Source organism: Alcanivorax hongdengensis A-11-3, assembly GCF_000300995.1.
GTDB classification, from domain to species: domain Bacteria; phylum Pseudomonadota; class Gammaproteobacteria; order Pseudomonadales; family Alcanivoracaceae; genus Alcanivorax; species Alcanivorax hongdengensis.
In genome coordinates, this window is the sequence record NZ_AMRJ01000050.1 from 1 (window position 1) to 9,120 (window position 9,120).

The 9,120-nt window shown below is 59.0% G+C and carries 8 protein-coding genes; 7 read left to right on the forward strand and 1 reads right to left on the reverse strand.

Annotated features, from left to right (window positions below; all coding sequences use genetic code 11):
- Window positions 1-214 precede the first annotated feature (214 nt).
- Genes pilL2 through A11A3_RS16715 form a run of 7 tightly spaced genes read left to right on the forward strand, consistent with a single transcriptional unit; the run spans window position 215 to window position 6,124 of the window.
- Window positions 215-718, forward strand: a complete 504-nt coding sequence (gene pilL2, locus A11A3_RS16685; protein ID WP_008930512.1) for a PFGI-1 class ICE element type IV pilus protein PilL2 — start codon at window positions 215-217, stop codon at window positions 716-718.
- A complete protein-coding gene (locus A11A3_RS17610) occupies window positions 715-1,362 on the forward strand; it encodes a hypothetical protein (RefSeq protein WP_083851802.1) in 648 nt (215 codons plus the stop codon). The genes pilL2 and A11A3_RS17610 overlap by 4 nt, the downstream gene beginning before the upstream one ends.
- Window positions 1,363-1,371: 9 nt before the next feature.
- The gene (locus tag A11A3_RS16695; RefSeq protein WP_008930514.1) at window positions 1,372-2,094 is read left to right on the forward strand and encodes a TIGR03759 family integrating conjugative element protein; all 723 of its coding nucleotides are present in this window, start codon (window positions 1,372-1,374) and stop codon (window positions 2,092-2,094) included.
- A complete protein-coding gene (locus tag A11A3_RS16700) occupies window positions 2,079-2,672 on the forward strand; it encodes a transglycosylase SLT domain-containing protein (RefSeq protein WP_040297460.1) in 594 nt (197 codons plus the stop codon). Before A11A3_RS16695 ends, A11A3_RS16700 begins: the two co-directional genes overlap by 16 nt.
- 35 nt (window positions 2,673-2,707) lie before the next feature.
- Window positions 2,708-3,205, forward strand: coding sequence for an integrating conjugative element protein (locus tag A11A3_RS16705; RefSeq protein WP_008930516.1), 498 nt, complete (start codon window positions 2,708-2,710; stop codon window positions 3,203-3,205).
- 28 nt (window positions 3,206-3,233) lie between these two features.
- Window positions 3,234-5,378 (forward strand): type IV conjugative transfer system coupling protein TraD, encoded by a 2,145-nt coding sequence (traD, locus tag A11A3_RS16710; RefSeq protein WP_442316533.1) that lies wholly within the window; start codon window positions 3,234-3,236, stop codon window positions 5,376-5,378.
- Entirely contained in the window at window positions 5,375-6,124 is a 750-nt protein-coding gene (locus tag A11A3_RS16715; RefSeq protein WP_008930518.1) for a TIGR03747 family integrating conjugative element membrane protein, read from the forward strand. The genes traD and A11A3_RS16715 overlap by 4 nt, the downstream gene beginning before the upstream one ends.
- Window positions 6,125-6,267: 143 nt before the next feature.
- Here the strand turns inward: A11A3_RS16715 and A11A3_RS16720 are convergent.
- Window positions 6,268-9,120, reverse strand: a 2,853-nt coding sequence (locus tag A11A3_RS16720; protein ID WP_008930519.1) for a DUF4020 domain-containing protein, incomplete at its 5' end; no start/stop codon positions are given.

Genomic DNA, 9,120 nt, shown 5'->3' on the forward strand with positions numbered 1-9,120 from the left:
AAAAATCATGACTTTTTCAGAGGTTCCCTAGGCCCCGATTTAATACCACTTTGTGGAAATGTGTTTATCTCGCTTCAATCGGGCTTTTTCCTTATGTGTCTACACACTCGCTAACCTACCAGAATCCGGTAAGCTGACAGTTCCCATTCTTCGCTGAATACGATGGCCCACTCCTGTGATGCTAGGAGCACACAGCTTCGGGGGATGCCATCGTATGCCAACCATCCGTCTTTATTTTCCTGCCAAGAGCCTCATTCTCATGGCAAGCCTAATCTCCGCCATGATGGCTGCGGGATGTGCTACGTCGACCATTACCACTCCCCCTGTTGAACCAGAGGTCGAGATCCCACCACCTCCAGTACCCAGCGACTGGCTTCCCATTGCCCGCTACGGTCGCTATACGCTGGTAGAACTGAAACCACAGGCGGCTCAGCAAAACCTCCTGCTTCAGGTAATTGATGTATCCATGCCGACAGAGCCTGATGCGACGGTAGGTGATGGTCTGCAGCATGTGCTGCAACGCTCCGGCTACGCCCTGTGTGACGATCTTCAGGTGGCCATACTCTACGAGAAGCCCTTGCCAGCGGCCCATTTGCAGCTTGGGCCGATGTTTCTTCATGACGCCTTGCTGACCCTGGCCGGACCCGCCTGGAAACTGCAAGTGGACGATCAAGCTCGGCAGGTGTGCTTCACGTCCAGCCAGGAGGTACTGCCATGACCTTTCGATCCGACTCACCATCCCGTCGCAGTCGGCTGCTGAATGTCGCCGCGACGGCCTGGCTGTTGTTTATCAGCGCTGCCGTGGTCATCAATCATGTTTCCCTGTCTCGCTTGAACGAGGACATGCAGTCGAACACGCTGAAGCCGCAGACCACACTGCTGGAGCACCGGTTGGGTGAGTTGAACCAACAAGTAGAGGACGCACTGGATCGCCCCGATCCTGTCGCCCCTGCCGATCTCGATGCGATTCGCCGGACCGTGGAAATCCAGCTTTCCGCAATGGAGCAGGCGATATCCGAACAGCCTCCCGTACCTGACCTGGCTCCGCTGGAGAGCCGCCTGAATCAGTTCGAGGCACGCTTGCAGGAATTGCGGCAACAACCGCCTCCTGCTACCCGATCAACACGGCGTTCAGCACCAACCAAACCTACTGTCCCAGATCCACCATTCCAGGCGTTGAGCATAGAGCTGCGGGCTGGGGAGCGCTTCCTGTCCATCGCCCCCAACGGCCATCAATCACTTGCTGACGCCAGAGTAATTCGCCCCGGCGAGTCCTTGAACGGATGGTTGCTCGAATCCCTGACCGGTGACTCGGCCACGTTTCGCGTGAACGGCCAGACACGGCGTCTCAGCGTGCCATAGGAGACCGAGATGAAGCTGCGAATGGTGCTCCCCCTGATCCTGGCTGCCTTGGCGCCGACGCTTGCGATTGCCCAAAGCACGCCCGTCACTGGTGCACCCATAGTGTCCAGCCAGGAACGCACTAACACTAATGCTGCACTCGACGAACGCCAGGCAAGAGATTGGGGGCTTCAACCCGATGAGTGGGCACGGTACCGGCAACTGATGCAGGGGCCACTGGGCATCCACTCGCCCAACCTGGACCCACTCACGGCATTGGGTATCGAGGCCCGTACCGACGAAGAGCGTCGCCACTATGCAGAGCTTCAGGTGCAGGCAGAGGCTCGCCGCGTCGAAAAAACACTGACCTATCAACGGGCCTATGACGCCGCCTGGCAACGCCTCTATCCCACACTCCAACGTGTCGATCTGACGGGAACGACCCTCGCCAATGGAGGAAGCCTCCCCTCGGTACGGCTCGCCGTCTTCGTGAAAGAAAGTTGTCCGCCCTGTGAACAGCGAGTGCGGCAGTTGCAGTCCGAGGGGGCCACATTTGATCTATACATGGTTGGCAGCCGCCAGGAGGATGCCCGCATCCGGCAGTGGGCCACGCGAGTAGGAATTGATCCGGACAAGGTTCGGGAGCGCGCCATTACCCTGAACCACGACGGCGGACGCTGGTTGTCCATCGGCGTGCAGGGTGATCTGCCTGCCGTCGTTCGTGAGGTCAACGGGCAATGGCTGCGCTTGTGAGACTTCGACATCTGGCTGCCATCTGCCTGTGCTGGTTGCTCGCATCGCCAGCAATGGCGGAGACGGTGAACAAATCGCTGATCCCGCCACCGGCATACCAACTGGCCGCTCATCATGCCGATGTGCCATCCGCCGTGTTGTATGCCATCGCGCTTCAGGAAAGCGGCATCCACCTGAGAGGCCAGCGCGTTCCCTGGCCGTGGACACTGAATGTCGCTGGCCAGCCACGGCGATTGACGACACAGGCCGCTGCCTGTATCGAACTGCAAGATGCTCTTGATGCGCAGCCGAACCGGCGTATCGACGTAGGGCTCGGGCAGATCAATGTCGGCTACCACGCCCATCGCGTGGCGCACCCCTGTGACCTGCTCGACCCGTATCGCAATCTGCGCATCGCCGCCACCATCCTGCGCGAACAGTACCGGCAAGGTGAAGATTGGCTACCAGCGATTGGCCGCTATCACCGTCCAGCCGGTGGCACGCCTGCCGCCCGCTACCGCCGCAGCGTTCATCAACACCTGTCGCGTGTCCACGGTGGCCCGGCAATTCTGGCCACGCCTGGGAGGTCACTACCTTGAAATCTCAATTGCAAGCACTGTGCTGGCTGCTGGGGATGGCAAGCCTGACTGTCTCTGCTGATAACACCCAACTCATCATCGTCGAGGATCGAGGCGGTGTCTCGGCCTTGCCGTACTACCAGGCACTGGACTTGCCGCCCATGGGCACGCCCATTGCCCCACCTGCTCATATTGAGGTGCCAGAGGCACCCTCACAGCCTTTCAGCGAGGCAGACATGCTGCCAGTGAAGTCGGCACTGCTATCGCCTGGCAGTGTGGAACGTCGCTCGATTCAGGCCCCGGGGTTACAGCCGCTTTTTCTGGTGGGTGACGACGAACTCTCCCAAGCTTGGCTGCGCGAACGGGCAGCCAGCTTGCTGACACTGAATGCCGTAGGTCTGGTGGTCAACGTCGATACCGCCGAGGGTCTGGCTCGTCTACGGGAGCTGGCCCCCGGTTTGACGCTGTCCCCGGTCTCTGGGGACGACCTGGCCCAGCGCCTTGAGCTTCGACACTACCCGGTGCTGATCACGCCCACGGGCATCGAGCAGTGACATGGCCCAGCCCCATGCCGTGGAGGTCATGCTGCGACCTGCCGTCGAGTTGTACAGCGTTGGCGTCAGTGTCGGTGCCGCCGCGCTCTGTCTGTTCGCGCCCTGGTCACTGGCCCTGAGTCCCTTGCTGGGACTGGGGGCCGCTCTGGGTTTTCTGACTTTTGCCGTCATCCGCTTTCACGACGCCAGGGTGATCCTGCGTTATCGCCGCAACATCCGCCGCATCCCACGTTACGTGATGGCCAGCCGGAATGTACCGGTGAGTCAGCAGCGCTTGTTCGTTGGCAGAGGGTTCCGCTGGGACCAGCGCCATACCCACCGGTTGATGCAAACCTACCGCCCGGAGTTTCGCCGTTACGTCGAGCCGACACCGGCCTATCGGCTTGTCCGCCGCCTGGAGGAGCGACTGGAATTTGCGCCGTTTCCATTTCGATGCCTTGGCAGGGTAACCGCCTGGGATCATCCTCTGAATCCGCTCCGTCCGCTGCCACCAGTCGGAGGACTGCCTCGCCTGCACGGCATCGAGCCGCTGGAGACGGACGTATCCCTGCCGTTGGGGGAACGAGTCGGCCATACCCTAGTGCTTGGCACCACACGGGTCGGCAAGACCCGGTTGGCAGAGCTGTGCATCACCCAGGACATCCGCCGCAAGGTCAATGGCGAATACGAGGTGGTGATCGTGTTCGACCCCAAGGGCGATGCCGACCTGCTCAAGCGTATGTACGTGGAGGCCCGACGCGCCGGACGCGAGGGCGAGTTCTATGTATTCCATCTCGGCTGGCCGGATATCTCTGCCCGCTACAACGCCGTGGGCCGCTTTGGACGTATCTCGGAGGTAGCCACGCGCATCGCCGGCCAACTCTCCGGCGAGGGCAACAGCGCCGCCTTCCGTGAATTCGCCTGGCGCTTCGTCAACATCATCGCCCGCGCCCTGGTGGAGCTGGGACGACGCCCCGATTACCTCCAGATCCAGCGCCACGTCATCAACATCGACGCACTGTTCATCGAGTACGCCCAGCACTTCTTCGCCAAAACCGAGCCGAAGGCCTGGGAAGTGATCGTGCAGATCGAAGGACGGCTGAACGACAAGAACATCCCCCGCCACATGGTCGGACGGGAAAAGCGCGTGGTGGCCATCGAGCAGTACCTGTCCCAGGTGCGTGTCTACGATCCGGTGCTCGACGGGTTGCGCTCGGCGGTACGCTACGACCGCACCTACTTCGACAAGATCGTCGCCTCACTGCTGCCGCTGCTGGAAAAACTCACCACCGGCAAGATCGCGCAACTGCTGGCCCCGGATTACGCAGACCTACACGACCCACGACCGATCTTCGACTGGATGCAGATCATCCGCAAACGGGCTGTCGTCTATGTCGGGCTGGATGCTTTGTCGGATGCCGAGGTCGCCGCAGCCGTGGGCAACTCCATGTTCTCCGACCTGGTGTCCGTGGCCGGGCACATCTACAAATTCGGCATCGACGACGGCTTGCCCGGTGCCTCGTCCTCCGCTCCAGGCAAGGTCGCCATCAACGTCCATGCCGACGAGTTCAACGAACTGATGGGCGATGAGTTCATCCCCATGGTCAACAAGGGTGGTGGTGCAGGGATTCAGGTAACCGCCTACACCCAGACCCTGAGCGACATCGAGGCGCGCATCGGCAACCGGGCCAAGGCGGGCCAGGTGGTGGGCAACTTCAATAACCTGTTCATGCTGCGGGTGCGCGAGACCGTCACCGCCGAGTTGCTCGCCAAGCAGTTGCCCAAGGTCGAGGTCTACACTACCTCCATCGTCAGTGGGGCCACGGACACCTCCGACCCGCAGGGGCATACGGCCTTCACCTCCAACACCCAGGACCGCATCACCTCCACCAGCGTACCGCTGATCGAACCGGCTCACGTGGTCAACCTTCCCAAGGGCCAGGCCTTCGCACTGCTAGAAGGGGGAAACCTGTGGAAGCTGCGCATGCCGCTGCCAGCCCCTGATCCCGACGAGGCCATGCCAAAGGACTTGCAAGCACTGGCCGACTATATGCGTCAGCACTATCTGGACGCGGGCGAATGGTGGGAGAGCCAGGGCAGACCCGCGCTACAAAGCGAAGGCCTGCCCGATGACCTATTGGATGATTTCAGGCAGATGACCACCGCCGAGACCGACGGTGCCGAAGCATCATGAGCGACCCGGCAGCCACCGCCCAGCGTCAACAGACTCGGCAGCGTAACCTCGTCGGCACGGTGGTCACCCTGCCGTTTCGCCTCTTCGGCGTACTCTGTGGCTCACTGCTGCTCTGCATCCTGGTGGAATGGGTCGGCATGCACCTGTTCTGGCCGGAGGAAGAATGGCGTCATGCCCAGTCCATGGTGCATTACGAACTCGATCAACTCTCCACCCACTTCACCCGCAGCGTGGTAGTACAGGAGCCAGGCCGCACGGCACATCGACTGATCGACGGCGCGCATGAATGGATATTTCTCAAGACTGGACTGATGGACTGGATGCAGGGCGCAGCTTCGCAGGCCCGTGCAGGAGCCGACCATCCAACCCGCGACTTCCGCTACTACCTGGGTGTGGTCTACGTCCATCTGGAGAGCTACCTGACCGCTGCAGCCTATGTGTTGTTGGTGTTCCTGGTGCGCTTGCTGGTGTTGTGCCTGATGCTGCCACTATTCTGCATGGCCGCCTTTGTGGGGCTAGTGGATGGCCTGGTGCGCCGCGACATCCGCAGGTTCGGCGCAGGGCGGGAATCCGGTTTCGTCTATCACCGAGCGAAAGCTGCTCTGATGCCGCTTCTGGTGTTGCCCTGGGTGATCTATCTAGCACTGCCGGTGAGCGTGAGCCCATTACTGATCCTGCTACCCAGTGCGGTCTTGCTAGGTGTGGCTGTGGATATTGCGGCGGGGAGCTTCAAAAAATACCTTTAGCGATGACTCAAAGAAAATGTGTCTATCACTGCCTCTTGTAGCAGCAGCATGGGCACGGCAATATCACCCTATTGGATACATAGGGGGTCCAGTGTCCATGCGGGTTTGATGGGTTTAAGTTTCTCCAAGCGCTCTCCACTGCACTAGCCCAAGCGTGCCAGCGCTTCATCAAGTCTGTGCTGCAGGTCGGGGGCAAGCGTAGAAAGACGCGTGGCCACTGTCCTCAAGTCAGAAGCATGATGAGCTTCGACGCAGTTGCAGAGGTAAATGAGTAATTCAGCCGTTTCATCGGGATAGCGAGTAACCAAGTCGCTGTCATTCAACTCGAACAGTGGCGAACTATGTTCCATCTGGATACGGATTGTCGGGGCGCCGATAGCCAAGGATATGGCTTCCGGAAATAGCTCGCCGAGATGCGGTAACCATCCCAACATCTGCCGTATTTCCGACTCATCCAGAGCAGCAGGCACACCTTGTAATCGGTCTCGCCAATATCGTTGTAGCCAGCTATCCCATAAATGTCGCTTGGCGCTTGTGTTCATTTGGCGTAGAAAATATTCAAGGTGACCAGCGAAGAATTTCCGATCCTCCATAGCCCCGTGCTGGAAGAGTTTCGGTAGTAACTCGTGCATTGGATCGGCAACATGGAACAGTGCCAGCACGGTATAAAACTCCATAAAGCGATCCCGCTTATCGGGCAGATCCTCGTCGAGCCGCTGTAACGCGTCGAGGAAGGCCGGCATCAAGGCGTCAACCAGTGCCGGATAGAGATCTCCCCACACCAGGAATCCGTGCCAGGTCTGAGCAAACTTGTTCCGATCTACCTCGCAGAACAATGGAATGAGATGCTGCCGAGTCCAAGTCTCGTCGAGACCGAATAGGAACGCAGTCTGACTGGCGAGCAAGCTGCGACCTAATCCTCCCTTCGATGTCTCATCCTGCACCACTGTAGTGAGCCACTGCCGGTAGTTGTCAGGTAGAGTGCGCTCGACGCCTGTCTTTCCTTGTATAAGCAACGACAGACTATTGATCCAGAACTCGACGATCTTGCCAGCCGGTCGGTTGATCGCTCGCGACAACCAGTCGTCAATATCTTCGCCCTCAGGATTAGGTTCTAGTGTCTGCCACAGAGGCAGCGCAATAGTATTGGCCTGCTCCAGGAGTTCAAGAGCGAAAGGTTTCCCGCCGTCTCTGACGAGTGCATAGAGCAGACTTGCCACCTCATCTGCATGCGCCGCGTGTAACTCGGGTCTTGATGTGACAGTCAACAACTCTTGCCAATCATCGACCGTCAGCTCGACTTCCTGCAATCCCCGGATTACTGCGGACCATAGATCAGACGCCCACAATGACCTTTCGGCTAACACATCCGCCAAGCCAAATGCCCATCGAGTTTGCTGCTTGCAAGCTTCTTTAATGGTTGTGATCAGCCCGTCGCGATCTGGACCATCGAACTGCTTACCTTGGAAATTTAGCAAGTCGTCGAGTTGCTCACAGGGTGTGCGAGCCAGAAGTTGCTCGATAGACCAGGGGCTTTGAGACCCAACCCACCTCCCTGAACTAAACCAATGAGTGAGGTCTGGATGCTCGGAAAGTCGCCATTCAGGATAAGTAGCTGTGACTGGCGCCAACGCAGCCTGGGCCACTGCACAGTTGGGCTTTGCACGAAGCAGCCACGACAACCAGTCGAAATGCGAACGAGCAGTCCACTTTTCGGCTGTCCAGTCGTCGCTTGCCGGGCGTTTGTGCGCGAGGACCGCATCCACCACAGCCTGGCGTGCCGCATCACCTGCAACTGCATAGCTCAGTCCCACCGCACGATGAACTTCATGATGCTCCGAAACATCGTGTAGGCCTACGCGAGCCAGCAGCCAATTCAAGCGATCGTCCGCGGACTTGTCTGGATGCACGGTGATCCCATGGATGGCGAGCCGCCGCAACAAAGGCACGCCCGACGTGACCAGTCTTTCAAGCCAGGCATCGAGTAATATTGAATCATTGGCCGAGAGCCACTCCAATGCATCACGCGCCGCATCAATCAGAACATCAACCGCCTTGGGATACCTGTCTTGCTCGTGCGGTTCAATGGCCGAGCGACCGTAGCTGATCGGGTCCCACTCTCGCGACGCAGTTTCCCATGCCACAAGTTCACCGAAAATATCTTCTAGCTGACGCGTAATACCATCCAGTAGCGGCGCAGCGACTGACCCTAAATGCGGCTTAATGTATTTGGTCCAGACCTCGTTCAACGACCAATGATCAGCACGTAACGGGCAGTCCGCCTGCAAACGTCGGCTACTCGCGTGATCTTCATCATCATGCAGCCTTAATCCAGGCTTGATCCTGAGGCGGTGTTCGCTCATGGTGAGGAACACTTTTAGTGCAAGCGGCACAGCATTGTGGCTGACGCAGCGTTTGGCCAACCACAGCAGCACATGACGGTCAGCTTGGTTCGGCGCGCTGGCCAACAGAATCGTGACCCAGCGCTTGATGGCAGACTCCTCCAGAGGTTTGCCCACATTTAGGCCCAGTTCGCGGCCGATACACCACCAGAGCTGCGGATTCAACTGCAGGTCATGCGAAGCAATTAACTCGAACAGGGTATCCGCATGCTCAATGGCGAAATGCTCTGCCAGCCACCAAGCCAGCAGCTTGTCCTTCTCGCTGAGGTCGCCGGTGCGGAAGAGCGCATCGAGATGCTTACGCGCATTCAGCCATCTAGGCCATTCGGCATCCTTCGCGACATTGGTCAAAAAGCGCGTCGTATGCGCTTCGCGAAGCGCCTGCTCGACTTCACTGATGATCTCTTCGTCTGCTGGGGGCAGGCGCCCGCCGATCTCCGCGATTCGGTTCTGCCAGTCCAGAGCACCGCGCGCAGCCCGTTCGGCGAGCCGTTGCACGCCGTCATAAAGTTCCTCGTAGGCGTTTACCCTAGTTCTCTTAGTAAAGCGGATGGGCTCGATGCCTAGGGAACCTCTGAAAAACTGACTTTTTAA